Origin of the sequence: Thioclava sp. FR2, from assembly GCF_051200875.1 — a bacterium.
Classification (GTDB): Bacteria; Pseudomonadota; Alphaproteobacteria; order Rhodobacterales; family Rhodobacteraceae; genus Pseudotabrizicola.
On sequence record NZ_CP195191.1, the window covers coordinates 2,039,480 to 2,065,313 of the forward strand.

Genomic DNA, 25,834 nt, shown 5'->3' on the forward strand with positions numbered 1-25,834 from the left:
CCTCCGGCGGGGATATTTAAGGACAGAAAATGATCAGTTCCCGGCGCTCTCCATCTTGCGATAGGAGAGGACCTGTTCCAGCCAGCCCAGCTCCATCTCGGGAACCGAGGACAGGAGCAGGTCGGTGTAGTCGTCGAAGGGGGGCGCGAGGACATCGGATTTCTGTCCGTAACGCACGACCTGACCACGGTACATGACCGCGATCTTGTCGGCGATGGCTTTGACCGTCGCAAGGTCATGGGTGATGAAGAGATAGGCCACACCTTCTGCCGCCTGAAGGCTGAGAAGCAGCTTCAGGATGCCGTCTGCAACCAGCGGGTCGAGGGCCGAGGTTACCTCATCGCAGATGATGAGCTTTGGCTTGGCGGCAAGGGCGCGCGCAATGCAGACACGCTGTTTTTGGCCGCCGGAGAGTTCCGCAGGGTAGCGGTCGGCAAAGCCTTTGCCCATCTCGATCTGGTCAAGAAGTTCCTGAATCCGCTTGTTCTTGGCATCGCCCCGGAGGCCGTAGTAGAATTCGAGCGGGCGTCCGATGATCGTGCCAACCGTCTGGCGCGGGTTCATCGCCGTGTCAGCCATCTGGTAGATCATCTGGATTTCCCGCAGATCATCGCGCGTGCGGGCGCGTTGTTCGCGGGAAAGATCGCGCCCGGCGAAGGTGATCTTGCCCTGCGACGGGGGCAAGAGACCGGTGATGGCGCGTGCGAGGGTGGACTTACCTGAACCGCTTTCGCCGACGATGGCAAGGGTTTGGCCCGGCGCGACGGCCACATTCACATTCTTCAGCACGTCGAAATTCGTGCCACGATAGCGAGCCGTGACGTTTTGCACGGCGAGGATCGGCAGGGCCTCGGGTTTTTCGGTGTGATCAATGGAGCGGACCGAGACCAAGGCCTGCGTGTAGGGTTCGGTGGGGGCTTTGATGATCTGGCCCGTGCTGCCATATTCCACCATCTTGCCATGCCGCAGCACGAGAATGTCGTCGGCCACCTGCGCCACAACGGCAAGGTCGTGGGTGATGTAAAGGGCGGCCACGCCGGTATCGTGGATCGCCTCTTTGATCGCGGCCAGAACGTCAATCTGGGTGGTCACATCCAGCGCCGTGGTCGGTTCGTCAAAGATCACCAGATCGGGCTTGGGGCAGAGCGCCATGGCCGTCATCGCCCGTTGGAGCTGCCCGCCCGAGACCTGATGCGGATAGCGTTTGCCAAAGGTTTCGGGGTTTGGCAGGCCCAGCTTGCCAAACAGCATGACGGCGCGCGCCTCCGCCTCGGCCCGGCCCATCACCCCATGCGACAGGCAGGTCTCGATCACCTGATCCATCAGGGTGATCGCCGGGTTAAAGGCCGCCGCAGCGGATTGGGCGACATAGGTCACTTCGCGCCCCCGCAGCTTGCGAAGCTGGCTGGCATTGGCAAGACGAATGTCGCGCCCGTTCAGGTTGATCGTCCCGCCGGTGAGGCGCACTCCGCCCCGGCCAAAAGCCATCGAGGACAGGCCGATGGTCGATTTGCCTGCGCCAGACTCTCCGATCAAACCCAGCACCTTGCCCTTTTGCAGGGTGAGGTTGACGCCGTCCACCAAGACCACGTCCTTTGGCGGCTCGCCCGGTGGGTAGGCGGTGGCTTCGATCCGAAGGCCAGTAATCGTCAGCAAGGGTGCTGTCATCCCCGGCCCCCTTTCAGGCTGGTGGTGCGGCTTAGCACCCAGTCGGCAACGAGGTTTACAGAGATCGCCAGCGCCGCGATGGCAAAGGCCGGGATCAGTGCTGCCGGGATGCCATAGACCAGACCGGCCGAGTTTTCCTTCACGATGCCGCCCCAGTCCGCCATTGGCGGTTGCACCCCAAGGCCAAGGAAGGACAGCGTGGAAATGAACAGCACCGCGAAGATGAAGCGCAGGCCCAGTTCAGCCACCAGCGGCGACAAGGCGTTTGGCAGGATTTCCCTGAAGATGATCCAGCCCCAGCCCTCGCCCCGCAGGCGTGCAGCCTCGACATAGTCCATCACCACGATGTCAGCGGCGACCGCGCGTGAGAGGCGGAACACCCGCGTTGCGTCCAGAAGGCCGATGACGAGGATCAGCACCGGGATCGTCACCGGGGTCACCGACAAGATCACCAGCGCAAGGATCAGCGAGGGGATCGACATGGCAAGATCGACAAAGCGCGACAGCACCTGATCGGGCCAGCCGCCCAGAACGGCTGCGGTAAAGCCAAGGATGGACCCCGTGGTAAAGGACAGGATCGTGGCCGCGGTCGCGACATAGATGGTCGTGCGACCGCCATAGATCATGCGGGTCAGCATATCGCGGCCGATCGCATCAGTGCCGAACCAATGGTCCGACGAGACCGGGTCCCAAACACCGCCGACCACTTCGGCCATGCCATAAGGGGCGATGAAATCGGCCAGAAGCGCGCCTAGGAAGAAGGCGCCGGTCAGGATCAGGCCGATGATGGCAGAGATTGGCATCCTCATTTCGGGTGCCTCAATCTTGGGTTGGCAAGAATGGAAATCACATCGGCCAGAATGTTCAGGCCAATATAGACGGCAGCAAAGATCAGACCCACGGCCTGCACCACCGGCAGGTCACGCTTGGTCACATGGTCAACCAGATACTGGCCCATGCCCGGATAGACGAACACCACCTCGACCACGACGACACCCACCACCAGATAGGCAAGGTTCAACATCACCACGTTGACAACAGGCGCAATGGCATTCGGGAAGGCATGCTTCCAGATCACCGTCATCGGGCCGAGACCCTTCAATTCAGCCGTTTCGATATAGGCCGATTGCATGACGTTCAGGATCGCCGCGCGGGTCATCCGCATCATATGGGCCAAGACCACCAGCACCAAGACGATCACCGGCAGGATAACGGCGTTCAGCCGTTCAAGCACACCCATGCCTGGGAAAACCATCGCGACAGAAGGGAAAAGCTGCCATTTCACAGCCAGGAAGTAGAGCACGATATAGCCCACCACGAATTCCGGCAGCGAAATCGTCGAGAGGGTCACGCCAGAAATCAGCTTGTCGGGCCAACGGCCATTGTAACGCGCCGCGATCAAACCCAAGAGGATGGCCAGCGGCACCGAGATCACGGCGGCCCAGAAGGCAAGGAACAAGGTATTGCCCAAGCGCTGACCAATGTCCTTGGCAATGTCGGATTTATTCGTCAGCGACGTGCCCAGATCGCCCGTCATGATTCCGCCCAGCCAGTGGAAATAGCGGGTCAGCGCGGGCTGGTCCAAGCCCATCTCGGCGCGCAGGTTTTCCAGCGCGCGCGGCGTCGCGGATTGGCCAAGAATGGCTTGGGCAGTATCGCCCGGCAGCATCTCGACGCCGAGGAAGATCACGGCCGAGACGGCGAGAAGGAGGAGGAGGCCCAGCGCAAGGCGCTGGACCACCAAGGTTATGATCGGATGCACGCGGCCGTTCCCTTAGGCGACCCAGCAGCGCGACAGCGCTTTGCCGTTCATCAACTCGCCATTCGGATCGGGCTCCCAACCGCCAACCTCGTCGCGGACACCGTCCACAAAATCGTTGAACATCGGCAGGATAAGGCCGCCTTCGTCGCGCAGGATATGCGCCATTTCCGAATACATGCCCTTGCGCTTGGCACTGTCGAGTTCGGCGCGTGCAGCGATCAAGAGTTCATCGAACTTGGCGTTCTTGAACTTGGTGTCGTTCCATTCCGCGGTCGACAGGTAAGCGGTCGAATACATCTGGTCCTGCACCGGACGGCCACCCCAGTACGAGGCGCAGAACGGCTCGACGTTCCAGACGTTCGACCAATAGCCGTCATCAGGCTCGCGCTTGATTTCCAGCGGAATGCCAGCAGCCTGAGCCGATTGCTGGAACAGCTGCGCGGCCTCGACAGCACCCGGGAAGGCACCCTGAGCCGTGCGCAGGATGATGGGCGAACCATCATGGCCGGATTTCTTGTAGTACTCGGCCGCCGCTGCAGCATCGTATTCTCGCTGCGGGATGGTGTCATCGAACAGTGGATAGGCCGAGTTGATCGGGAAATCGTTGCCCGGCGAGCCAAGGCCGCCAAGGATCTTTTCGACCATCTCACCCCGGTTGATCGCCAGCTTCAGCGCCATACGCAGGTCGACATTGTCAAACGGAGCCTTGTCGACATGCATGATGAAGACATAGTGGCCACGGCCCGCAACGTGCTTGACCTGAACTCCCGGCACGCGACCGATCAGTTCGGCGATCTTCGGGTCAACACGGTTCATCATGTGAACCTGACCCGATTGCAGCGCGGCCGCGCGGGCTGTGCCATCGTTGATGACGATGATTTCCACCTGATCGGCATGGCCGACATCGGCATCCCAGTAATTCGCAAACTTCTCAAAGCCGTGGCGCACGCCCGGCTCGTTTACCACGACCTTGTATGGGCCCGCGCCCACACCCTCGGCCGGGTTGTCCACGCCACCATTCGGCTGGATGATCAGGTGGTAATCGGCCATCAGGAAGGGGAAGTCGGCGCTGCCCGAGGCCAGCTTCATTGTTACCATATCGCCTTCCGCAGACATCTCGGTGATGCCTTGCACGATGCCCAGCGCGCCCGACTGCGACTTCTCGTCGGTATGGCGGCGCATGGTTGCCACCACATCATCGGCGGTGACGGTCTTGCCGTTGTGATATTCAACACCCTGACGGATCTTGAACTTCCACTCGGTCGCATCGGAATTCGCGCTGATCTCTTCGGCCAGTCGGTACTGGATCTCGCCCGAGGCGCCAACATCGACCAGCATCTCGCCCCAAGTCATGTTGATGGCAAACGGCACTTCTGACGCGGCCAGAGCCGGGTCCAGTGAGTTGGTCGATTCACCGCCCTGCATACCGGCGCGCAGCAGCCCGCCTTTCTTGGCCTGTGCCTGCGCGGCCTTGCCATAAAGTGCCGAAGCGAGACCCGCAGAAAGGCCCAAAGCCGTGGTACGGCCCACAAATTCACGACGGTTCATACGCCCCGCGCGCGCGGCAGCAATAAAGCGATCCAGTTGTTCTGACATATGTTGTCTCCCTGTTTGGTTCTTTTCGTTTTTTTGTTGATTGGTGAATCAGTAACCCGCATGCGCCCAAACGCAAACACTTTTGCGAGCGGTTGCGAAGATTCATACAAAGCGGCGCGGCACATCCTCTCGAAAACTGCGCGAAAAAATTTCTTCTTCGCCTTCCCAAGCAGTTAACCGCGCCTCATGGATCAGATGACTGGCCGTGGCCGTCATTCTGGCCCAGGCCTCGGTTCGTACCGACCAATCGCCGCGCCAGAGGCGTTGTTCCCACCGATGCTCAGCGATTGCCGACAACGGATCGTCCGGACGGATCTGCCAGCGCTCTGACATGGCCTCCCCCGTGCAAAGACCATGGGTCATGTTTTCATGCTCGCCAAGGTCGTCCTCGACCACCAGGGCCTGCGTGCCCGCGATCAGATCCTGCTCGACAAAACGACGCGTCTTTCCCTTGCGAAGCACCCGATGGTGCCAGGGCTTTGCTATCTCCGGCCCAGGCGGTTCCCAACTCTCGGTCGCGCCCTGCCGCACGGGCAGAGTCAATCGCCCAGCCGTGATCGTCAGCACAGCCGTCTCGGGAGAGGGCCAGACAAAGGGCCAATAGGTAGTCGACAAGGCAAGCCGCAAATGATGGCCTGCCGCCAATTGATAAGCCATCTGATCCAGCAGGAAAGCGACCTCGACCTCTTCGCCCGGCACCATGGGCCGCGGGTCTGCCCGATCTTCCCGATGGCACAGGTTCAACATCCCATGAGCGATCCGCACCGATGATCCATCCGGCCCCACATCGCAAAGCCGCGCCACAACAAAGGCCAGGGGCTTGTCCGATGACAGCCGCAACAGCAGTTTTGCCGCCCCCAGCAGTTCCAGCGGGGTCTCCAACACCTCGCCCTCAAAACAAAGCGACACGGAATCTTCGCCCGCCTGATCCCCCGGCATTTCGCCGTTCAACCCCATCGGGAAAAACTCTCCGGCCTGCATCCCCAAATGCTGCGGAGTGGCAACGACAGCCGAAAATTCGTCCCCATTTTCTGTCTTCAAATATCCTCGGGGGGAAGCGCTTTGCGCAGGCAAAGCGCGTTGGGGGGCAGACAGCCCCCCCTCTGCCGCCAAATGCAGCGCAACCTCCGAAACCTGTGGGCTTGGCCAGATCGGCTCGGCAACCCAATGCCCCTCTCGCTCTTTTGCGCAGGCATCAGGCGGTGCCGAATGCAGCATGAAAGCCCGATAGGCCGGGTCTGACTCGGCCCCATTCTCGATGCCTTTCAGCCAGCGGTCCCACCAGCGGAGAGCGACCTGCAGAAAACCGATTGCCGGCCCCGGCACGGCAGTATGCGGATATTGATGGACCCAAGGCCCGACAATTCCCTTGGCACCCACATTGCGGACCAAGGCATCGACCGTGTTCATATAGCCGTCAGCCCAGCCGCCAAACGACAGGACGGGCACCTGCATCCGCGAAAAATCTTCGCAAATCGACCCGTGTTTCCAGTAATCGTCCCGCGCCTGATGTCCGGCCCAGCGCGGCGCAAGCCAAGGTTGGGCCTCCAGCCGCTTCAGCCAATCTTCGCGCCAGTCTGGGCGCAAGGCCGGGTCGGCTGGGCGGCTGGAATAGCTTAGCATCACCGCGCCCCAGCCGAAGTTCTCGCCCAAAAGGCAACCGCCCTTGTAGTGAATGTCATCGGCAAAGCGGTCTGTCGTCGAATAGACCGAAATCACCGCCTTCAGGGCGGGAGGCTGAAGGAAAGCGGTTTGGAGGCAATTGAAGCCGCCCCAGCTTTTCCCCATCATCCCGACCGTACCCGAACACCAGTCCTGCGCCGCAAGCCAAGCGATCACATCACAGGCATCCTGCAGTTCCTGAGCAGTGTATTCATCGCTCATCAGGCCTTCACTGTCGCCATTGCCGCGCATGTCGACGCGCACGCAGGCATAGCCGTGACCAGCAACATAAGGGTGCATCAACTCGTCCCGGGGCAAGGTGCCATCCCGTTTGCGATACGGAATGTATTCCAGCACTGCTGGAACCGGGGACTGAGGCGCGTTGTCGGGCATCCAAACCCGCGCCGAAAGTTTTGTCCCGTCTGGAAGGGGGATCCGGAGGTCTTCGATCTCCATCAACCGGTAAGGAAAATCATCGCGAGTCGCCGGGTGGTGTACGGTCATTTCAATCTCCGATCCCCACCATTTGCACACGAGGTTCGCCCCCCGATCAAGCCGCTAAAGCGACCTAAGTCAGCAATTTGCGACAAGAATTTTGTCTTGAGACACGAGGTGAACAGCGCGGGTTGACAGGCGGCCCCGACCCGGATTTGGATCGCGGGCAACATCCTCTCGCCGTGGAAATCGGCGCGTCGCCAGCAACCGAAATGATTGACGTTCCAAGGCCAGGTGTTCCTTGCAACGCCGCCCCGGCCCAAAGCGGAGAAACGCATGACCGACCAGCCGAATATTCTCATCCTCATGGTCGATCAGTTGAACGGGACGTTCTTTCCCGACGGCCCTGCCTCCTTTCTCCATGCGCCGAATTTGCGGCGTTTGGCTGAACATTCGCTGCGGTTCCAGAATTGCTACACCGGCTCGCCCCTTTGTGCGCCTGCCCGCGCCTCGTTCATGTCAGGGCAATTGCCGCGCCGGACGCGGGTCTATGACAATGCGGCCGAATTCGCCTCGGACATTCCGACCTATGCCCACCACCTGCGCCGCGCCGGGTATCTGACAGCACTGTCGGGCAAGATGCATTTCGTCGGCCCCGACCAGATGCACGGTTTTGAGGAACGCCTGACTACCGACATCTACCCTGCCGATTTCGGTTGGACCCCCGATTACCGCAAACCGGGAGAGCGGATCGACTGGTGGTATCACAACCTCGGATCGGTCACGGGCGCAGGCGTGGCCGAGATCACCAACCAGTTGGAATATGACGATGACGTGGCCTTTCAGGCCGTGCAAAAACTTTATGATCTCTCACGCGGCGGCGACGCCCGCCCGTGGTGCCTGACGGTCAGCTTTACACACCCGCATGACCCCTATGTCGCCCGCCGCAAATACTGGGATCTTTACGAAGGCATTCCGGAACTCGACCCACCTAAGGCGATCGACTACGATGACCAAGACCCCCACTCCAAACGTCTGATGGATGCCTGCGACTGGCGAAATTTCGACATCACAGACGACCATATCCGCCGTGCGCGCCAAGGCTATTTCGCCAATATCTCCTATATCGACGACAAGATCGGCGAGATTTTCTCGGTGCTCGAGGCAACGCGCCAAGAGGCGATCGTGATCTTCGTCTCGGATCACGGCGATATGCTCGGCGAGCGCGGCCTTTGGTTCAAGATGAACTTCTTCGAAGGCTCGGCGCGTGTGCCCCTGATGATCTCGGCCCCCGGCATCGACCCCGGCCTGATCACGGACCCGGTCTCGACGATTGACGTTACCCCGACCCTTGCGGCGCTTGCCGGTGTTGATCTGGGGGAGGTCGCGCCTTGGACCGATGGCGAAAACCTCTTGCCTTTGGCGCAGGGTGGAAAGCGGTCGATGGTCGCGATGGAATATGCCGCCGAAGGCACGATCACGCCGATGGTCGGTCTGCGCGAAGGCGCATGGAAATACATTCGCTGCCCGGCCGACCCCGACATGCTTTTTGATCTCGCGCATGATCCGGAAGAGCGTGAAAATCTGGTCGAAGAACCCAAGGCCGCAGAAATCCTCGCCTATTTCCGCAAGGCTGCCGATGCCCGCTGGGACTTGGCCGCCTTTGACGCCGAAGTGCGGCAAAGCCAAGCCCGCCGCTGGGTGGTCTACGAGGCGCTGCGCAACGGGGCCTATTTCCCGTGGGATTACCAGCCGCTTCGGGCCGCGTCCGAACGCTATATGCGCAATCACATGGACCTGAACGTGCTGGAAGAAGCAAAGAGATTCCCGCGCGGCGAGTGACGTGGCAACGCCGTCGCCCGGGGCTCGATGCCCCCGGCGACGGCACCTCTATTTGGCGTCGGCCAGCACCAGTTCCGCGCCTTTCCACCCCATCAGGATCGACGGCGCATTGGTGTTTCCGGCAATCAGGTTCGGAAAACTGGACGCATCGATCACGCGCAGCCCCTCTACGCCCCGCACCCGGCACCGGCTGTCCAGAACGCTGGTGGCGGGGTCCACCCCCATCCGCACGGTGCAGGACGGATGATAGACCGTGCCCGATCGCTTGCGGAAATCGTCGATCAGCGCCTCATCGCTCGTGACCTCTGGCCCCGGCCGCAACTCTTCCTTGATCAGCCGCGCCATCGCCGGTTGCGCCGCCAGATGGCGCAGGAATTTCACGGCCGCCAACATCTCGGTCACGTCATGCTCGGTCGAAAAGGCATTGGCCGTAATCACCGGATGGGCCATCGGATCGGGCGTGTTGATTCGGATATGCCCCCGCGAGGTCGGGCGGCAGTTCGAAAGGCCCAAGGACAGGCCCGACCAGGGGTCAGGGTTCAGGATCGGGCGCTCACCGTCCCGGGGGATAAGCGTTGAAAAGGCTTGCATGTAAAGCTGCATATTAGGCCGGGGCAGATCGGGCGAGGTGCGGAAAAACCCGCCGCCATGATTGATCGACTTGGCCAAGGGACCAGAGCCGCCAAGGAAATATTTCATCCCGGCCAGCGCTTTGCCCCACCACGGGCGCAGCTCGTCATTATAGGTCGGCACCTTCATCGACCATGTATAGTTGATGCCCTGATGATCGTTCAGGTGATCGCCGACATTCGGGTTGTCGACCAGAACATCCAACCCCAAGGATTGCAGCAAGGCCCCCGGCCCGATGCCCGAAAGCTGCAAGAGTTGCGGCGAATTGATCGCCCCCCCGGACAGGATCACCTCGGCTTTTGCCCGCAGGGTTTTCACCTGCCCGCCTTGACGATACTCCACACCCACCGCCCGGCCATTCTCGACCAGAACCCGGGTCACATGGGCATGGGTGATCACCTTCAGATTGGCTCGCCCCATCGCAGGCCGCAAAAAGGCCCGCGCGGTGGAATTCCGGCGCGCGCCCTTGATCGTCATCTGATAGATGCCCGCGCCTTCCTGTTCGGCCCCATTGAAATCGGGGTTATGAGCCAGCCCCGCCTCTTCGCAGGCGGCGATGTAATCCTTCACCAAAGGATGCAAACCGCGTCGGTTGGCCGAGATGAACAAAGGCCCGCCCTTCCCCCGATAGGCATCCGCGCCCGCCTCGTTATCCTCGATGGCGCGATAGGCGGCGCGGCACTCCTCCCAGCCCCAGCCCGGCGCCTCGCGGCCCCAGTCTTCGTAATCCTCCCGATGCCCCCTGATCCAGACCATCGCATTGATCGACGAAGACCCACCCAAAATCTTGCCACGCGGCCAATGGTCCCGCGCGCCATCAAGGCCCGGGTCCGGCTCGGTCTTGTACAGCCAGTTCAGCGAGGGGTCATAGAAAAGCTTGCCATAGCCCAGCGGCAAATGAACATAAAACCGCCGGTCACTGCCGCCCGCTTCCAGCAAGACAACGCGATGCTTTCCGCTCTCGCTCAACCGGTTGGCCAGCACACATCCCGCGCTGCCAGCCCCCACGATGATGAAATCTGGTTCCAAGCCAGCCACCCTTTCGCCTTTTGGGTTTTCTTACCCTTCTTCCCGTACCATGCCACAGCCCAAAGCGACCCCGAAAGGTCGCTTTCCAGCCGTGACTGCACGGAATTGGCCAGCCAAGTCGCCCTATCTCCGCGAACCTGGGGGTCGGCGGACCTGTTCACTCCCCGGATACGATCCGAAGCCCAAGCAATCCGACTGACAGATCTATAGAAAGTCGGTTCTCTTCAAAAAACCGAAGGCCGATTACATGGTGGGGAAGTCCCTTCTCAAAGGCGACCTCTGGCACATACCTTGTCTTGAATGCCCATTCCGCCAGCGTCGCAACCTTCACCGCTTTCCCGTTTTTCAGCGGCTTGGCCTCGACCCCACCGACATAAATCATCGAATTGCCGGTATCAAAAAGCGTCGGCAGGCAATTCGGTTTCTCCTCCCCGATCACAATACAGGCCGAGACCGTCGGAAAATTGAACCGTTCTTCTGCGGCCTTGATAAGGGTGAACTTCCACCCCTCGCGGTCCTTCGGATCAACCCCGATGGCCAGCGCCGGAACCGAAGGGCAATTGTGATCTTCGGTCGCACATACGGCCCAATCCGAACCCAGATCGCCGATGCTGTAGCCTTTATGCAGTCCCTCAGGAACCGCAACCGCGTTCAAGGGCGAAGTGATTTCGCCCTTCACATCTACCCGACCGATGGGAGAGATGCCCAGCATCCCTTTCGGCCAAAGCTTCCCGCCAACCACTTGACCATCGGACCGCCTGACCACCTTTGTACGGATCATGAAACTGATCGGCTGCTCGGTGCTGACCGACGCCGTCTCATCCCCCAGCCAGACCTTGGCGCGGGCAAGATGGCCATAGTGGATCGAGCCGCCGTAATGCGCTTCGACCTTTTGCGTCGTCACCACGATCCCGTTGATACTGGTCTCTTGATCAATCTTGATACCATCCAGCGAGCACATCTCCTTGGGCAGCACGAATTCGCAATCGATCGACATCCCCGAGGAACCGGTGTCCAGCAACAAAGGTTGCCCGATCTCCTTGTCGCCCAACTTCATCAAGGGCACATGGACCAGCCGGATGTTCTTAGGCTTTCCGGGGTATTCCTGCTTGATCACCGGCAGCAAGACCGGTTTTGCTGTTTCGGCCCCGACCGCCGAAACCGAGAGTCCCGCCCAAAAGGCGATCGCAGCAAGGCTGCCACGCAGAATTGCCGCGGTGGTCCTAGAAATGGAAAAGCGCATCAACACCTCATTTCGAAATGCAATTTGGTTTAAATGCCCAAGCGAGCAGGCCATTCGCAGATCAACACGAGGTTGAGCCTCCTGTCACCTCTTTTCAGCGCCCCTTCCAGACCGGATCACGCTTTTCGGCAAAGGCGCGGGCGCCCTCCAACTGATCCTCACTGGAATAAAGCCGATCGACGGTCGCAAATTGACGCTTGGTGATGCGGTTCAACCCGTCCTGGAACTTCAGCGCCTCGGCTTCGCGCACCACTTCCTTGATCGCGGCATAGACCAAGGGCGGTCCGCTTTCGAGAAGGCGAGCTAAGTCCCACGCCTTGGAGAGCAGATCCTCGGGCGCGGTGATTTCCTTCAACAGACCCCAGCGCAACGCCTCTTCCGCATCAAACCAGCGGCCCGTCAACAAGAGGTCCATGGCAACGTGATAGGGGATGCGCTTGGGCAGTTTCAGGCTGGCCGCATCGGCCACAGTGCCAGACCGGATTTCCGGAAGGGCAAAGGTGGCGGTACTACTGGCAAGGATCAAATCGCAGGAAAGGGCAAGTTCCAGCCCCCCGCCACAGCAGATTCCATTGACTGCGCAGATCACCGGTTTGTTGAGATTTGGCAATTCCTGAAGACCGCCAAAACCGCCCACGCCGTAATCGCCATCGACAGCATCGCCGCCTGCTGCCGCCTTCAAGTCCCAGCCGGGGCAAAAGAACTTGTCCCCTTCGGCCCGCAAAATCGCCACGCGCAGGCTGTCATCGTCACGGAAATCGCGAAAGACAAGCCCCATGACACGGCTGGTGATCAGGTCGATGGCATTGGCTTTGGGCCGGTCCAGCGTCACCTCAAGGATCGCGCCTTCGCGCCGGGTCCGAATGGGCCCCTCTGTCCGCATCTCCATCATTCGCTTGCCTCCCAGATCACCGCATCGGCTGCAACGGCACCAGCCGCTCCCACCATCAACGGGTTGATTTCAATTTCTTCCAAAGCGCTGTTCTTCGCCATCAAGTTCTGCATCGCCATCACCGCTTGCACCACGGCCGCCACATCGGCCCGCGCCCTTCCCCGATAGCCATCCAGCAGCGGCCACAGACGCAACTGCCGCAGGCCAGCCATCACCTCTTCCGTCGTAACCGGCAGGCACAGCGTCACCGTATCGGCCAGCAACTCGGCCTCGACCCCGCCAAAACCCAGCGTCAGCGTGGTCCCATAAACCGGATCGCGCCGCAGCCCGACCAACAGTTCGGCGATGGTGCCCGTCACCATTTCTTCGGCCAGATAGCCGGTCGCGCCGGGCATGTCCTCCTGCCCCTCGACCGAGGTCAAGCCCAGCCGCACCGCGCCCATTTCCGATTTATGGGCAAAGCCAAGCCCCTTGAGGGCCAATCGTCCCGTCAACCCCGCCGCCAGCGGGGCCAGATCGGCAAGGGTCGGTGCGCAAACGCCACGCGGCACGGCCACACCCGCCGCCGCCAACCGCCCTTTTGCCGTCGCCTCGTCCAGCATCCGCAAGGGACGCTCAGGCAAGGCTGCCCAAGGCCGCCAGCCGGGCCGCGCGGCAGGCGTCTGCGCCGCCCTGATCGCGGGCAGGGCCGAGGCCAAGCCCATCAACGGGCAAATCCCCCGCTCGATCATCGCAATCGCCCGGTCCTCATCGAAATTCTCGGGCAAAGATCCGACCGGAAAGGCGGGCTTGCCCGTGGCCGCCTGCGCAGCCTCAATCGCATCCAAGGCGGGCTGAAAACTCGACGGATCACATCGATCCGGGCGTGGTGGGTCGATGATATATATGCCCGCGTCATAGGCCTCTAGCATCGTGGTAAAGACGTCGGTGGTGCGCGGCCCGTCTCCCCAGATAAAGGTGTGATAATCCAGCGGATTTGCAATCGCGACAATAGGGCCAAGGATCTCGGACAGCCGCGCCCGCGTGGCCTCTGGCACTGGTGGAAAGTCGATCCCGGAGGGCGCTGCCATATCGGCCACCAGACCCGCCTCCCCCCCGGAACAAGAGAGCGAGCACAGACGCTCCCCGATCTGAGGCCCGTGAAGGTGAAAGATCTTCAATGTCTCGATCAAGGCATCCAGCGTCGCCACCTCGGCCACACCGGCGCTGCGCAAAAAGGCACTCGATGCCGCCCCGCCCCCGGCGAGCGACGCCGTGTGCGAAGCCGCCGCCACGCGGCTCAACTCGGTCTTACCCGATTTGATGCAGACCACGCCCTTTCCCGCCGCCCGTGCTGCTTCAGCCAAGGCGGCGAAGGCCGGGGCATCGTCAATCCCCTCGACATACATGCCGATGGCCGTCACCCGATCATCGGCCAAAAGCGCGCCCGCCAATGCGGCAAGCCCAACCTGAGCGGCATTGCCAAGACAAGCGACATAGGCTACCGGCAGCCCCCGCGCCTGCATGGTCAGGTTGATCACGATGTTTGACGACTGGCTCAGCAGCGCCACGCCCCGCTCAACCCGTCGCCCGCCATGCTGGTCTGGCCACAGCAGTGCTCCGTCAAGGTAGTTGATCACACCATAGCAATTGGGGCCAAGGATCGGCATATCGCCCGCAGCCTTGACAAGTTCCGCCTGAAGCCCGGCCTCGCCCGCCTCTTCCCAGCCGCTGGCAAAACAAATCGCCCCGCCCGCGCCCATCGCGGCCAGTTCGCGCACAACCTCCACCGTCGCAAAACGGTTGACCCCTATGAAGGTCGCGTCTGGCGCTACGGGCAGATCGGCCAAACTGGAAAAGGCCCGCACCCCGGCAATCTCGGACCGCTTTGGATGAACCGGCCAAATCGGCCCGTCAAACCCCATCTTCCGGCATTGCTCGATCACGTTCTCGGCCCATCCGGCGCCCAAAACGGCAATGGATTTCGGCCGCAGCAGACGCTCCAGATCACGCATCGGTGGCTCCTTTCCGGTCCAGATGCCCAAGCTCCCGCTCCGGCCAGCAATGATCGCGCAACCGCGTCTTCACCTCCCGCGCGTCAGGAAAACCACCATCCGCCTTTCGGTCCCAAAGGACTTTCCCGTCCACCTCGATCCGGTAGATGCCGCCATATCCCGGGACCAGCGTCACCGAAGCCAGATCTTCGCCAAAACTCGACAAAAGCTCCTGTGCCATCCAACCCGCCCGCAAAAGCCAGTTGCACTGCGTACAAAACGTAATGCTGACAGAGGGTTTCGCTGCGGTCATGCGATGCCTCCCGCCGCCCCACCAGAACAGGGGGCTTTCTGCCCCCTGCGGGCCTCGCTTTGCGACGCCCTTACCCCCGAGGATATTTTCAGACAGAAAATGAGAGAGGTCACAGGAATCATAACACCCCGCCCCCAAGCGAAGACGGGGTGCCATTTCCTGTCACGGTCATCGGCGTCCCCGCCTGTACCGTAACCGCAATTTGCCGAAAACAGGTTGCCGAAACCTTAAGATCCTGAGTCTGGCGCCGCGATTTGTTTCTCGTCATTTTCTGTCTCTAAATATCCCGGGGGTAAGGCGCTTTGCCTGCAAAGCGACAGGGGGCAGCGCCCCCTCTCTTTATCCGCCAACGGCGCGGAGAAGTTCGCGGCTGATGATGTGGCGCTGAATTTCCGAGGTCCCCTCCCAGATCCGCTCGACGCGGGCATCGCGCCAGATCCGTTCCAGCGGCAGCTCATCCATAAGGCCCATGCCGCCATGAATCTGGATGGCCTCATCCGCGATCATCGCCAGTGCCTCGGTCGCCTTCAGCTTGGCCATCGACATATCGGCCTCGGTCACTGTGCCCTGATCAAATTTCCAGGCCGCCTCGCGGGTCAAGAGTTCCGCGGCCTTCAACTCCATCGCCATATCGGCCAGTTTGAAGCTGACGCCTTGGAACTTGCCGATTGCCTGCCCGAACTGGCTGCGGTCGGCGGCATATTGGATGGCATGGGCGAGGGCGCGATCTGCCCGGCCAAGACAGGTGCTGGCGACTTGCAGGCGGGTCGCGCCCAGCCAGGTATTGGCCACGTCAAACCCCTTATGCACCTCGCCCAGGATGTTCTCTGCCGGCACGCGGCAATCGTCGAATTCCAGAACCGCATTGGTATAGCCACGATGGCTGACATTGCGATAGCCGTCGCGGACGGTGAACCCCTTGGTGCCCTTATCGACGAAAAACGCGGTGATCTTTTTCTTCACTCCCTTCGGCGTCTGCTCTTCGCCCGTCGCCATGAAGGCAATCGTAAACCCGGCAACATCGGCATGGCTGATGAAATGCTTCGTCCCGTTCAGCACCCAGTCTGCGCCCTCTTGCCGGGCGCTGGCCTTCATCCCGCGCAGGTCCGAGCCGGCCCCCGGTTCCGTCATGGCAAGGCAATCCCATGTCTCGCCGCGAATACAGGGCATCAGATAGCGTTCGCGCTGCTCGGGCGTACCGGCCAGAAGAATGTTTGATGGCCGCGCAACACAGGTCCAGTGCAGCGCGTAATTGGCCCGGCCCAGTTCTTTTTCATAAAGCAGCCAAGACAGGGTATCCAGACCCGCACCGCCCACTTCGGCAGGCATATTGGCCGCGTAAAGCCCTGCGGCCATCGCTTTTTGCTGGATCTCGCGGATCAGCTCCATCGGCAGGTGGCCGGTTCTTTCGACCATGGCCTCGTGCGGGTACAACTCGGCCTCGACAAAGGCGCGGGTCGTCTCGACGATCATCTGTTGTTCTTCGGTCAAACCAAACTGCATGGGGGCCTCAGGGGTCGACGTTATAGGTCATGCCATCCACCGCCAGCGCCTGACCCGAGATCATGCGCGCTGCGTCAGAGGCGAGGAAAAGGGCCATGTCGGCCACGTCTTCGGGGTCGGACAGGCGTTTTAGGGCCGTGCCGCTGGCATAGCCTTGGCGAATGGCGTCTTCGGTCATGCCTTTGGCTGCGGCTTCGGCGGCGATCACGCGGTCGATCCGGGGGCCGTTGACCGAGCCGGGGCAGATGGCATTGGCGCGGATGCCATAGGGGCCAAGTTCCATGGCGACGGTTTTCATCAGGCCGATCACGCCCCATTTCGCTGCCACATAGGGCGCGCGGAATGGGGTGCCGTAGAGGCCCGAAGTCGAGGACGTGAAGATCATCACGCCCCTGCCTGCCGGTTTCATCAGCCGCGCGGCATGTTTGGCCGCAATCATCGCGCCGTCGAGATTGACCCCAAGACATTGATGCCATTCGTCCAACGGCATGTCTTCAATGACCGCGGTCGGCCCCTTGATCCCGGCATTGGCGCATAGCACGTCCAGCCCGCCCCAATCCTGCGCAAGCTCGGCAAAAAGAGCCGCCATCGCAGGCTCATCCGAGGCATCACAGACCGTGCCGCGCAGACCAGCGGGAAGGGCCGCTATTTGTGCTTCATCGATATCCGTGACCCAGACCCGATCACCCAAGGCCGCAAAGGCGCGGGCCATCACCAGACCGATCCCGTTTGCCCCTGCCGTGATCAGAACCCTGCGGCTCATTTTCGCTGCCCGACATGGCGACCCACTGCCTCTGGCTTCGGCAACGCTGCATGGGCCCGGGCAATTGGCATCAGCCGATCCTGAATGGCCGCAGGCGCGGCGCAAGCCCGACCCGCTTTCATATCGACATGCAAGAGCATCTGCTCCAGCGTCGCCACCGGGGTGTCGCCTTTCAGGATGCGGATGAAGATGTGCAGCCGCTTTTCATCGGCATGGATCACCTGCACCGTGCCGGTCAGCGCCTCGCCCAGCTTGGCCTCATCCAGATGCATGATATGGGTCTCGGCGGTGTAATAGCTGAACCCCGTTCCGACATAGGCAATATCGGCCCCGATATGGCGCAGGAAAGCGTCACAGGTCTCCGAGGCCGCAAAGAGATAGCGGCTTTCGGTCATGTGGCCGTTGTAGTCAATCCAACCCGGCAGCACGGTCATCCGGGCCATTTCCATCGGCGCGGCCATATCCGGCGTGGGGTCTGGCATGGCCGCACGACGGCGCGCGTCATGGTCCAAAAGAACCTTGCCCGCGCCCCAGTTGCGCTCTTTCAACACGCGCAGGAAACCAATCAGGTTGCGGTCGCGGATGCGTTCCAATTCGCGGATCGTGTGATGGCCCGATTGCGCGTCAGACTGGCCAGCGATCAGGTCCACCAATTCCTCGGTGAATTCCGGCACATCGGTCAGCTTGGTCCATGGCCATTGCAGGCACGGCCCGAACTGCGCCATGAAATGCTTCATCCCGGCCTCGCCGCCCGCAACGCGGTAGGTTTCGAACAGGCCCATCTGGCCCCAGCGCAGGCCAAAGCCCATGCGGATCGCCTCGTCGATTTCCTCGGTCGTGGCGATGCCGTCCTTCACCAGCCACAGCGCCTCGCGCCACACCGCCTCAAGGAAGCGGTCGGCGATATGGGCGTCAATTTCCTTGCGCACATGCAGCGGGAACATCCCGATCTCGCGCAAAATCTCTTTCGCCTCTTCGATCACCTTCATGTCGGACCGGTCCGAGGGCACCACCTCGGCCAACGGCAACAGGTAGACCGGGTTGAACGGATGGGCCACAAAGATCACGCCGGGGTTCGCCGCGCCCTGCTGCAATTCGCTGGGTTTGAAGCCCGAGGTCGAAGAGCCAACCGGCGTGCCCAAAGGTGCTGCCTGCTGAATTTGCGCCATAACCCGGTGCTTCAGGTCCAGCCGCTCACCCACGCTTTCCTGAATGTAATGCGCGCCCTCGACCGCCTCGCTGACCGAACCGACAAAGCTCAGCTTGCCCTCGGCTGGCATCGGCCCATCCGACAGGGCAGGCAGCGAGGCGCGGGCATTGGCCAGAACCTCGCCCACCTTGCGCGGGGCCTCTGGGTCCGGGTCGTAAACCGCCACGTCCCAGCCATTCAGCAGGAACCGCGCAGCCCATCCGCCGCCAATCACCCCACCGCCGATAATCCCCGCCTTCCGCGCCATCCTAGCCCCCGAAGTAGATGAAAAGAAAAACCGCTGCGGCAAAGACCAAAGCCGCCGCCGTCAACCGATAGTCATAGCCGCCAGATTGAAGGCCAACCGCTGCCCCCGCCTTGCCGCGTGCCGCGGCCGCCACACCAGAGGTCTCGCCAACCTTCATGCCCTTTGGGCCGCAACAGCGGCATCCTTCAACACGACCCGTTCACCCGCCCGGATCACCGCCGGATCATAGGCCTTGCGCGCAAAGACCTCTTCGACCAGCGGCGCGAAATGCGAAATCGGCAGGCTCTCATAGGCCGGATCGAAGCTCGACTGATCCCAGCTTGCACAGAATTCATCGCAATCGTCGTAATAGGCATGGCCCTTGAACTTGTCGCGGGCATGGGGGTTTCCGCCGGTATGCATCGCATAATAGAGCCGTTGGAAATCGCCGTGCTTTTCGACGACCCACGTCACCTGCTCACGCACGAAAGGTTTAAGGATCGTTGCCGCATATTCATCGTGGTTATAGGGCGCGTAGATATCGCCAATGTCATGCAGCAACGCCGCCACCACCCAATCCACATCCGCCCCATCGCGCCACGCGCGCGTTGCCGCCTGCACCGAATGGCCCAGCCGGGTGATCTGATAGCCCGACAGGCTTTCATCCAACTGCACCAAGGCCTCCAGCAACCGCTTGGCCGTGCCCGACGCGTATTCGCGCTCTAACCCGTCCAGCAGATGATAGTCCTCGGCATCGCCGTCCTTCATCGCGGTGAACTTGACCTTTTCCATCATTCCCTCCCGCTTCTTGGGGCACGCCCCCTGTTAAACCCTGCGACTTTCCCACATCGGCCTTTAGACCGACCAACCGTTTGTCCGGCCCAGCCACCGCTTAATCGGCACAAAGACTGACAACTTCGCCCTTCTCGTTCAGGAACGAATAACAGCCAAACACCGCATCCTTGGCCGAGCAGGTCCGGGTCTCCGCCATGCAAACCCCGCTGCAATCGCTGGCGCGGGAACAGGATTTCCCGGCATCCGCCGTTGGCATCACACAGGCCTGCCCGTGCATGCCAGAGACCGATCCCCCTTTGGCCACGCAGTCCAGCCGCGAAACCGGCTGGCCGTCCTTGGTCACGGGCATGACGCAAGAGGCAAGCAAAAGAAAGACGGCCAGCCCGCGGATCATTTCGGCAGCGGTGCCCGCTTTTCCAGTTTCAGCCGTGCGCGAACCTCGGCCGGGGTGATCACCCGTGCGCCCATGTTTTCGATGATGGTTGCGGCGCGTTCGACCAGTTGCGCATTGGTGGCCAGCACGCCCTTGTCCAGCCACAGGTTGTCTTCCAGACCCACCCGCACATTGCCCCCGCCCAGAACGGCAGCGGCGACGAAGGGCATCTGATGGCGGCCCAGCGCAAAGGCCGACCAGTGCCAATGCGACGGGACATTGTTGACCATCGCCATGAAGGTGTTCAGGTCATCCGGCGCGCCCCACGGCACGCCCATGCAGAGCTGCACCAGAACCGGGTCAGGGATGATCCCCTCGGCGGCAAGTTGCTTGGCAAACCACAGATGGCCGGTGTCAAACGCCTCAATCTCGATCCGCGTACCCGAGGCAACCATGCGCGAGGCCATATCGCGCAGCAGACCGGGCGTGTTGACCATCACATAATCGGCCTCGTTAAAGTTCATCGTGCCGCAATCCAGCGTGCAGATTTCCGGACGGCACTCCACCACATGGGCCACACGCTCTGCGGCACCCGCCATGTCAGACTTGGCGCTCATCCGGTTCATCGCCTCGGTGCCATCGAACAGCATGTCACCACCCATCCCGGCAGTCAGGTTCAACACCACGTCTTCGCCCGCATCGCGGATGCGCTCGGTCACTTCACGGTAGAGCGCAAGGTCTCGGCTGGGCTTGCCCGTCTCTGGGTCGCGCACATGGCAATGCACCACCGCCGCGCCCGCCTTGGCCGCGTCAATCGCGCTGTCGGCAATCTGTTTCGGGCTGCGCGGCACATGCGGGCTGCGGTCTTGCGTCCCGCCCGAGCCGGTTACGGCACAGGTGATGAAAACCTCGCGATTCATGGTCAGCGGCATGGTGGCTCCTCCGGAAATTTTCCTCACAATAACCGCCTTGCTGCGCCTCGCATTACATTTTACGAAATTGCCATGACGGAAAACGCGATCTTTTCACCGGCCACCCGACCGCTCTCCATCGCGGTGCTCGTGCTGCCCCATGCCTCGATCCTCGAGGTGGCTTCGGTGCTGGACCCGTTGCGCGCCGCCAACCGCCATCTGGGGCACGAGGCGTTTTCATGGCGCGTCGTGACCCGCGATGGTGCCCCCGCGCCTTTGACCTGCGGCATCTCCCTTCCCGCCACTGGCCCGCTCTCCAGCGCCGAAGGGGCCGAGGTGCTGATCGTCATCGCAGGCTACCGTCTGGCCGAGGTGGCGACCCGCCCGCTGATCCGCGAGCTGCGCCAGATCGCGCCGCGCTTTGCCCTCGTCGGCGGCGTCGATGCCGCGCCTTGGGTCATGGCGCGGGCGGGGCTTCTGTCCGGATACCGAGCCACAGTGCATTGGGAAGACCTCGAAGACCTTGCCGCCGCCCATCCGGAAATCGACGTCTGCCCCGACCGCTATGTGATCGACCGCAACCGCATGACGGCGGGCGGCGCGGCCCCGGCCCAAGACCTGATGCTGCACCTGATCCGCACCCGCCACGGCGCGCCCTTGGCCCGCCAAGTCGCGCAAAGCTTCATCGCCACCGCCCGCCCCGGATCAGATCCGCAAATCGCCCCACGATCCCGCGATCCGCTTTTGGACCCGCGCGTGGCCCGTGCCGTCGCCCGGATGGAAGCCAGCATCGACACCCCCGAACCCATCGCCACCCTCGCCAGCAGCGTGGGCCTGTCGCCCCGCCGGCTGGAATCGCTCTTCCGCGAAAACCTTGGCACCACTCCGGGGGCCTATGCGCTCTCGCTCCGGCTGGCCACCGCACAGCGCATGCTGACCGACACCAAACACCCCTTGGCCGAGATTGCCCTGCGCACCGGCTTTTCCAGCCCCGGCACCCTTAGCCGCGCCTTCCGCGCCCATTACGGCCATGCCCCGGGCCAGCAACGCAAAGGCCCGCGCCCCCCGCAACCCGATCAGACCGGCCGATAGGTCAGCCCTGCAAAATCAAAGTCATCAACGGCGCGACGCCCGCGCCATCACCGGGGCCAGCACCACCACCACCAAAAGCATAACGGCGGCAAAGACAAAGGCATATCGCAGACCAAAGCCACCCGCGATGAACCCAAGCATGGGCGGGCCAAAGAAATAACCGAAATAGCCCCAGAATGTTGCCCGCGCCACCGACCGCGCCCGGGCTTCCGGCGCACTCAGCCGCCCTACCAGCGAAAAGGCCGTGGGCGCGATCACCGATGATCCGATCCCCATCACGATAAACCCGGCATAGGCCTGCATCGGGCTGGCCGCAACCGCCGCGCCCAAGGCCCCCAAAGCCGAAATCACCGCCCCCCCCACCAACAGCCGGAACGGGTTCACTCGGGCAACAATTCCCTGCCCGGCCAAACGGGCAAAGGCCATCGTCAGCGCCAAGGCTGCAGGCCCCATCGCGCCTTCTTCCGGGCTTCCCCCCAGCGTCTTTTCAATATGCAACGCCGACCAGTTTTCGGCGGCATTCTCGGTCAGAAAGGCAATCAGAACGATCCCGCCCCCGATCAGCGGCAACCAACCCAATTTCGACGACGACCCATCCTTGGGCCGCCCAAGACCTACAATCCGGCCATCGGCCTCAAAGGTCAGCAGCACCACAGCCGCCGCCATCAACGCCATCGACCCCATGACCCAATCCGGCCCCCAGCCCATGCCACGCAGAACTCCGGTCCCCAAAGCCCCCCCGGCATAGCCGAAACTATAGGCCGCATGGCACAGGTTCATCAGATGCAATCCGCGCTCGTTTTCCAACTGGGACACCCGCGCATTCATCAAGACATCGGTCATTCCCGTCGCAGCGCCACAGGCCGCCATGGCAAAAGGGAAAATCCAGACCGACGCCGCCTGTCCAGGCAGAGCAAAGGCCAGCGCCATGGCCAGCGCCGCCACAGGCAAGGCCACCCGCCCCATCCGCGCCCCAAAGGCAGGGGCCAGCAGCATGGATGTGACCGCCGCCAAAGGCGTCAGCAAGATCAACTGGCCCAGACGGGCCTCCCCCACGCCCAACATGGTTTTCAGGTCAGGGAACACGGCAGCATAGGTGCCCCACAGCACGCCCATCGCTGCAAAAGCCGCCAAGGGCGCCCGCGACGTTTGAATCACCTGATGAAATTGCATAGAGACCCCGGCGGCGGCATCCGGCCGCCCGCCCCACAGCTAGCCCGCCCAAGACTGTGGGGCAAGACCGTGCTTTTGCCCTTTCCAAGCAGGCGATTCCCCGCTATAGGCCCCCGGTCGCACCGCGCACCCTTGGAGGGCGGTGGACTCAAACCTATGGAGACCTAAAATGGCTGGTGAGATCCCTGATCTGATCGCCGAGGTACGGACGGGGACAGGCAAGGGGGCCGCTCGTCAAGCTCGTCGTGAGCAACTCGTACCCGGTATTGTTTACGGTGGTGGTGCTGAACCGCTTCCGATCAACATCAAATACAACTACCTCCTGACGCGCCTGAAGAAGGGTCGTTTCCTTTCGACGCTGTTCAACCTGAAGGTTGAAGGTCAGGAAGACGTCCGCGTAATCTGCCGCGGCGTTCAGCGCGATGTGGTCAAGGATCTTCCGACCCACGTCGACTTCATGCGCCTGCGTCGCACCTCGCGCATCAACCTGTTCATCCATGTGAACTTCGACAACGCCGACAAGGCCCCGGGCATCAAGCGCGGCGGCACCCTGACGATCGTGCGTCCCGAAGTCGAACTGGAAGTCACCGCTGGTGACATTCCGGATCACATCACTGTGGACCTGACCGGCAAGCAAATCGGCGATGTGATCCACATCAACGACATCGAACTGCCGGCTGGCGCAAAGCCGACCATCAACCGTAACTTCGTGATCGCCAACATCGCGGCGCCTTCGGGCCTGCGTTCGGCTGACAACGAAGAGGCTGCTGAGGAATAATCCTCTGCCGTTTCGGACAGAAAGGCGCGACCGGGCAACCGGCCGCGCCTTTTTCAATCCGGCTTGGCGTTTTCGGATGTGGTCACGGATGCACTACGGAAACACCACGCAAAAACCACGCTTTGCACACGGGGCCTTCCCCCCCGTTCAGCCGGGCAATCCGCCCAGCGCGGCGACGCGTTCCAGATGCGCCAGATAGCGCGGATCATCCTCTGCCCGCCTGTCAGATTTGGCCGCGATCCGCCCCAGATAATCGGCACAACACTGGTGATGCAGCGCCGCAAGGCCCGGAATGGCCACTGCTTCGGCATAAAGGCGGTCAAACTCCGCCTCATAGCGAAATGCGCTCAAGTCTTTGATTTCATTTTTATTATAGCGTTCAAAAAAGGCGTCAGTGTAACGATCCTTGCCCGCAACCGGCGAAAGTGAGCCCTTTTTCAGCCCATAGCTTTCCTCGGATCGCACCATGTAATGGTTCATCTGCGCCGCTGAATGATCCTGTCGCTCCGGGTGCACCCGCCGCAAATACTCGCTGTCAGGGTGCCAGTCATGCAGGGTCTTGCCGCTCGCATCCACCCATCGCATTCCCGGCTGACCCCAACGCTTGGAATGCTTTGGAATCAACCTCTTAGGCCCATGCTCCCCCAACTTTCGGAACCAATCCGCATGGCTGTGAATGGATTTTACCCAAGTCGAAGTGGGGTCTTCGCTTGGCGCCGAAAGCGTGAATTGCCGATGCACCAAACCATCTTCATAGGTTTCGTTTCCCGAGGTGCCAAAGACCTTCCAATTGATCGACATTCCAAGGAAATCAGCGTCTTGCGGGATCAGATCGGTGATCTTTCCCTGCCCTTTGTGAATGACCAGAAACTCATCCACATCGCAGACCAGAACCCAATCCGCCTCTCGAACCTGAGGCAGGTCTTTTGCGGCCAGCAGTTTCTTTGACGTGATCTGGACCCCGTCTTCCACCTCATGCCGCAGATGCGTGATCCAACCTTTTTCCTGCAATAAATCAAGCATTTGCATCGAATGGTCGGTGCAGTCATTGGTCACGACCACGATGTCGTCAAAGCCCAACATGCGATACCAGGTGATCCATTCCACCAGAAACGCACCTTCATTGCGAACGGAACAGACAACGCAAAACCGCATGGAACCCCCAATTTCTCCCTGATGCTTGACGGTTGGCTTGCGGTTCGTCAAGGAAGGTCAACGGCAGGAGAACGCGATGAAACTCTTTGTGGGCTTGGGAAATCCGGGACCGAAATATGCAGGCAACCGCCACAACATCGGCTTCATGGCGCTGGATCGCATAGCCGCGGATCACGGCTTTGGCCCGTGGCGCAAAGCCTTTAAGGCCGAGGTCAGCGAAGGCCGCTTGGGCAGCGAAAAAATGTTACTTCTCAAACCCATGACCTTCATGAACCTGTCGGGTGAGGCGGTTCGCGCAGCGCTGGATTTCTACAAGTTGACCCCCGCCGATCTGGTGGTTTTCCATGATGAGTTGGACCTTGCCCCCGGCAAATGCCGTGTGAAACAGGGCGGCGGGCATGCGGGCCACAATGGCTTGCGGTCCATCCACGCCCATATCGGCGAGGCCTACGGCCGTGTTCGTCTGGGCATCGGCCACCCCGGTCACAAAGATGCGGTCGCGGCCTATGTGCTGCACGATTTCGCCAAGGCCGATCAGGATTGGCTGGACGACCTGCTGCGCGGCATTTCAGACGGCGCAACGTCCCTTGCCGCGGGTGATAGCGCGAAATTCATGAATGCGGTTGCCCTCCGCACCGCACCGCCGCGGTCGTCGGGATCAACGGAAAAGAAGGAAGCCGTTGAAAAGCCTGCAAAACCTGCCGAACCTCAGGCCGAGGACACCCGCAGCCCGATGCAAAAGCTTTTGGACAAGTTCAAATAAGCTTGCGTAGCCCGGCACTGGACCTTTCCTTTGGCGATGCCTAGCTT

The 25,834-nt window shown here is 61.4% G+C and carries 23 protein-coding genes; 4 read left to right on the forward strand and 19 right to left on the reverse strand.

Translation table 11 applies throughout. The features are described from left to right. Positions 1-33 precede the first annotated feature (33 nt). The 5 genes from ACSBLW_RS09970 to ACSBLW_RS09990 form a co-directional block, all read right to left on the reverse strand. A complete protein-coding gene (locus ACSBLW_RS09970; RefSeq protein ID WP_435256479.1) occupies positions 34-1,668 on the reverse strand; it encodes an ABC transporter ATP-binding protein in 1,635 nt (544 codons plus the stop codon). Further along, on the reverse strand, positions 1,665-2,477 hold the full coding sequence (locus ACSBLW_RS09975; RefSeq protein WP_435256480.1) for an ABC transporter permease: 813 nt from the start codon (positions 2,475-2,477) through the stop codon (positions 1,665-1,667). The genes ACSBLW_RS09970 and ACSBLW_RS09975 overlap by 4 nt, the downstream gene beginning before the upstream one ends. Continuing rightward, the gene (locus ACSBLW_RS09980) at positions 2,474-3,430 is read right to left on the reverse strand and encodes an ABC transporter permease (RefSeq protein ID WP_435256481.1); all 957 of its coding nucleotides are present in this window, start codon (positions 3,428-3,430) and stop codon (positions 2,474-2,476) included. Before ACSBLW_RS09980 ends, ACSBLW_RS09975 begins: the two co-directional genes overlap by 4 nt. Positions 3,431-3,442: 12 nt before the next feature. Further along, positions 3,443-5,026 (reverse strand): ABC transporter substrate-binding protein, encoded by a 1,584-nt coding sequence (locus ACSBLW_RS09985; protein WP_435256482.1) that lies wholly within the window; start codon positions 5,024-5,026, stop codon positions 3,443-3,445. Positions 5,027-5,128: 102 nt separating this feature from the next. Next, complete coding sequence (locus ACSBLW_RS09990) at positions 5,129-7,192, reverse strand: CocE/NonD family hydrolase (protein WP_435256483.1); 2,064 nt, start codon at positions 7,190-7,192, stop codon at positions 5,129-5,131. A gap of 267 nt (positions 7,193-7,459) precedes the next feature. Here ACSBLW_RS09990 and betC point away from each other — a divergent pair, with 267 nt between their 5' ends. After that, on the forward strand, positions 7,460-8,965 hold the full coding sequence (gene betC / locus ACSBLW_RS09995; RefSeq protein ID WP_435256484.1) for a choline-sulfatase: 1,506 nt from the start codon (positions 7,460-7,462) through the stop codon (positions 8,963-8,965). A gap of 48 nt (positions 8,966-9,013) precedes the next feature. On the opposite strand, the gene ACSBLW_RS10000 is transcribed toward betC, so the two are convergent. The 12 genes from ACSBLW_RS10000 to ACSBLW_RS10055 all read right to left on the reverse strand — a co-directional run bounded on the left by ACSBLW_RS10000 (position 9,014) and on the right by ACSBLW_RS10055 (position 20,847). Beyond that, entirely contained in the window at positions 9,014-10,624 is a 1,611-nt protein-coding gene (locus ACSBLW_RS10000; protein WP_435256485.1) for a GMC family oxidoreductase, read from the reverse strand. 157 nt (positions 10,625-10,781) lie between these two features. Next, positions 10,782-11,867 (reverse strand): hypothetical protein, encoded by a 1,086-nt coding sequence (locus ACSBLW_RS10005; RefSeq protein WP_435256486.1) that lies wholly within the window; start codon positions 11,865-11,867, stop codon positions 10,782-10,784. A 94-nt stretch (positions 11,868-11,961) separates the two neighbouring features. Then, positions 11,962-12,759, reverse strand: coding sequence for a carnitinyl-CoA dehydratase (locus ACSBLW_RS10010; RefSeq protein ID WP_435256487.1), 798 nt, complete (start codon positions 12,757-12,759; stop codon positions 11,962-11,964). Next, complete coding sequence (locus tag ACSBLW_RS10015; RefSeq protein ID WP_435256488.1) at positions 12,756-14,753, reverse strand: acetate--CoA ligase family protein; 1,998 nt, start codon at positions 14,751-14,753, stop codon at positions 12,756-12,758. The genes ACSBLW_RS10010 and ACSBLW_RS10015 overlap by 4 nt, the downstream gene beginning before the upstream one ends. After that, complete coding sequence (locus ACSBLW_RS10020) at positions 14,746-15,045, reverse strand: SelT/SelW/SelH family protein (RefSeq protein WP_435256489.1); 300 nt, start codon at positions 15,043-15,045, stop codon at positions 14,746-14,748. The genes ACSBLW_RS10015 and ACSBLW_RS10020 overlap by 8 nt, the downstream gene beginning before the upstream one ends. Positions 15,046-15,384: 339 nt before the next feature. After that, positions 15,385-16,548 carry an acyl-CoA dehydrogenase family protein gene (locus ACSBLW_RS10025; protein ID WP_435256490.1) on the reverse strand — a complete coding sequence of 388 codons (1,164 nt, stop codon included), beginning with the start codon at positions 16,546-16,548 and terminating at the stop codon, positions 15,385-15,387. A gap of 7 nt (positions 16,549-16,555) precedes the next feature. Then, positions 16,556-17,311 carry an SDR family oxidoreductase gene (locus ACSBLW_RS10030; RefSeq protein WP_435256491.1) on the reverse strand — a complete coding sequence of 252 codons (756 nt, stop codon included), beginning with the start codon at positions 17,309-17,311 and terminating at the stop codon, positions 16,556-16,558. Beyond that, positions 17,308-18,768, reverse strand: coding sequence for a carnitine 3-dehydrogenase (locus tag ACSBLW_RS10035; protein ID WP_435256492.1), 1,461 nt, complete (start codon positions 18,766-18,768; stop codon positions 17,308-17,310). The genes ACSBLW_RS10030 and ACSBLW_RS10035 overlap by 4 nt, the downstream gene beginning before the upstream one ends. A 1-nt stretch (position 18,769) precedes the next feature. After that, positions 18,770-18,925 (reverse strand): hypothetical protein, encoded by a 156-nt coding sequence (locus ACSBLW_RS10040; protein ID WP_435256493.1) that lies wholly within the window; start codon positions 18,923-18,925, stop codon positions 18,770-18,772. Continuing rightward, positions 18,922-19,539, reverse strand: coding sequence for an HD domain-containing protein (locus tag ACSBLW_RS10045; protein WP_435256494.1), 618 nt, complete (start codon positions 19,537-19,539; stop codon positions 18,922-18,924). Before ACSBLW_RS10045 ends, ACSBLW_RS10040 begins: the two co-directional genes overlap by 4 nt. A gap of 100 nt (positions 19,540-19,639) precedes the next feature. Further along, the gene (locus ACSBLW_RS10050) at positions 19,640-19,936 is read right to left on the reverse strand and encodes a hypothetical protein (RefSeq protein ID WP_435256495.1); all 297 of its coding nucleotides are present in this window, start codon (positions 19,934-19,936) and stop codon (positions 19,640-19,642) included. Continuing rightward, a complete protein-coding gene (locus ACSBLW_RS10055; protein WP_435256496.1) occupies positions 19,933-20,847 on the reverse strand; it encodes a 3-keto-5-aminohexanoate cleavage protein in 915 nt (304 codons plus the stop codon). Before ACSBLW_RS10055 ends, ACSBLW_RS10050 begins: the two co-directional genes overlap by 4 nt. 72 nt (positions 20,848-20,919) lie before the next feature. Here ACSBLW_RS10055 and ACSBLW_RS10060 point away from each other — a divergent pair, with 72 nt between their 5' ends. Further along, positions 20,920-21,918, forward strand: a complete 999-nt coding sequence (locus ACSBLW_RS10060) for a GlxA family transcriptional regulator (RefSeq protein ID WP_435256497.1) — start codon at positions 20,920-20,922, stop codon at positions 21,916-21,918. Positions 21,919-21,942: 24 nt separating this feature from the next. On the opposite strand, the gene ACSBLW_RS10065 is transcribed toward ACSBLW_RS10060, so the two are convergent. Then, positions 21,943-23,091 carry an MFS transporter gene (locus tag ACSBLW_RS10065; protein WP_435256498.1) on the reverse strand — a complete coding sequence of 383 codons (1,149 nt, stop codon included), beginning with the start codon at positions 23,089-23,091 and terminating at the stop codon, positions 21,943-21,945. A gap of 169 nt (positions 23,092-23,260) precedes the next feature. Here ACSBLW_RS10065 and ACSBLW_RS10070 point away from each other — a divergent pair, with 169 nt between their 5' ends. Next, complete coding sequence (locus ACSBLW_RS10070; RefSeq protein WP_435256499.1) at positions 23,261-23,869, forward strand: 50S ribosomal protein L25/general stress protein Ctc; 609 nt, start codon at positions 23,261-23,263, stop codon at positions 23,867-23,869. 147 nt (positions 23,870-24,016) lie between these two features. On the opposite strand, the gene ACSBLW_RS10075 is transcribed toward ACSBLW_RS10070, so the two are convergent. Further along, a complete protein-coding gene (locus tag ACSBLW_RS10075) occupies positions 24,017-25,024 on the reverse strand; it encodes a glycosyltransferase family 2 protein (protein ID WP_435256500.1) in 1,008 nt (335 codons plus the stop codon). Positions 25,025-25,100: 76 nt separating this feature from the next. On the opposite strand from ACSBLW_RS10075, the gene pth reads away from it, so the two are divergent. Continuing rightward, positions 25,101-25,787, forward strand: a complete 687-nt coding sequence (gene pth / locus ACSBLW_RS10080; RefSeq protein ID WP_435256501.1) for an aminoacyl-tRNA hydrolase — start codon at positions 25,101-25,103, stop codon at positions 25,785-25,787. Positions 25,788-25,834: the final 47 nt, after the last annotated feature.

What these genes read in the sequence shown, in the direction of transcription:
- ACSBLW_RS10025 (WP_435256490.1), bottom strand. Translation starts at nt 16,548, where the DNA reads ATGCAGTTTGGTTTGACCGAAGAACAACAGATGATCGTCGAGACGACC.
- betC (WP_435256484.1), top strand. Translation starts at nt 7,460, where the DNA reads ATGACCGACCAGCCGAATATTCTCATCCTCATGGTCGATCAGTTGAAC.
- ACSBLW_RS09985 (WP_435256482.1), bottom strand. Translation starts at nt 5,026, where the DNA reads ATGTCAGAACAACTGGATCGCTTTATTGCTGCCGCGCGCGCGGGGCGT.
- ACSBLW_RS10065 (WP_435256498.1), bottom strand. Translation starts at nt 23,091, where the DNA reads ATGCAATTTCATCAGGTGATTCAAACGTCGCGGGCGCCCTTGGCGGCT.
- ACSBLW_RS10040 (WP_435256493.1), bottom strand. Translation starts at nt 18,925, where the DNA reads ATGAAGGTTGGCGAGACCTCTGGTGTGGCGGCCGCGGCACGCGGCAAG.
- ACSBLW_RS10005 (WP_435256486.1), bottom strand. Translation starts at nt 11,867, where the DNA reads ATGCGCTTTTCCATTTCTAGGACCACCGCGGCAATTCTGCGTGGCAGC.
- ACSBLW_RS09970 (WP_435256479.1), bottom strand. Translation starts at nt 1,668, where the DNA reads ATGACAGCACCCTTGCTGACGATTACTGGCCTTCGGATCGAAGCCACC.
- ACSBLW_RS10035 (WP_435256492.1), bottom strand. Translation starts at nt 18,768, where the DNA reads ATGGCGCGGAAGGCGGGGATTATCGGCGGTGGGGTGATTGGCGGCGGA.
- ACSBLW_RS09990 (WP_435256483.1), bottom strand. Translation starts at nt 7,192, where the DNA reads ATGACCGTACACCACCCGGCGACTCGCGATGATTTTCCTTACCGGTTG.
- ACSBLW_RS10015 (WP_435256488.1), bottom strand. Translation starts at nt 14,753, where the DNA reads ATGCGTGATCTGGAGCGTCTGCTGCGGCCGAAATCCATTGCCGTTTTG.
- ACSBLW_RS10075 (WP_435256500.1), bottom strand. Translation starts at nt 25,024, where the DNA reads ATGCGGTTTTGCGTTGTCTGTTCCGTTCGCAATGAAGGTGCGTTTCTG.
- ACSBLW_RS10045 (WP_435256494.1), bottom strand. Translation starts at nt 19,539, where the DNA reads ATGGAAAAGGTCAAGTTCACCGCGATGAAGGACGGCGATGCCGAGGAC.
- ACSBLW_RS10020 (WP_435256489.1), bottom strand. Translation starts at nt 15,045, where the DNA reads ATGACCGCAGCGAAACCCTCTGTCAGCATTACGTTTTGTACGCAGTGC.
- ACSBLW_RS10070 (WP_435256499.1), top strand. Translation starts at nt 23,261, where the DNA reads ATGGCTGGTGAGATCCCTGATCTGATCGCCGAGGTACGGACGGGGACA.
- ACSBLW_RS10050 (WP_435256495.1), bottom strand. Translation starts at nt 19,936, where the DNA reads ATGATCCGCGGGCTGGCCGTCTTTCTTTTGCTTGCCTCTTGCGTCATG.
- ACSBLW_RS10030 (WP_435256491.1), bottom strand. Translation starts at nt 17,311, where the DNA reads ATGAGCCGCAGGGTTCTGATCACGGCAGGGGCAAACGGGATCGGTCTG.
- pth (WP_435256501.1), top strand. Translation starts at nt 25,101, where the DNA reads ATGAAACTCTTTGTGGGCTTGGGAAATCCGGGACCGAAATATGCAGGC.
- ACSBLW_RS10055 (WP_435256496.1), bottom strand. Translation starts at nt 20,847, where the DNA reads ATGCCGCTGACCATGAATCGCGAGGTTTTCATCACCTGTGCCGTAACC.
- ACSBLW_RS09975 (WP_435256480.1), bottom strand. Translation starts at nt 2,477, where the DNA reads ATGAGGATGCCAATCTCTGCCATCATCGGCCTGATCCTGACCGGCGCC.
- ACSBLW_RS10060 (WP_435256497.1), top strand. Translation starts at nt 20,920, where the DNA reads ATGACGGAAAACGCGATCTTTTCACCGGCCACCCGACCGCTCTCCATC.
- ACSBLW_RS10010 (WP_435256487.1), bottom strand. Translation starts at nt 12,759, where the DNA reads ATGATGGAGATGCGGACAGAGGGGCCCATTCGGACCCGGCGCGAAGGC.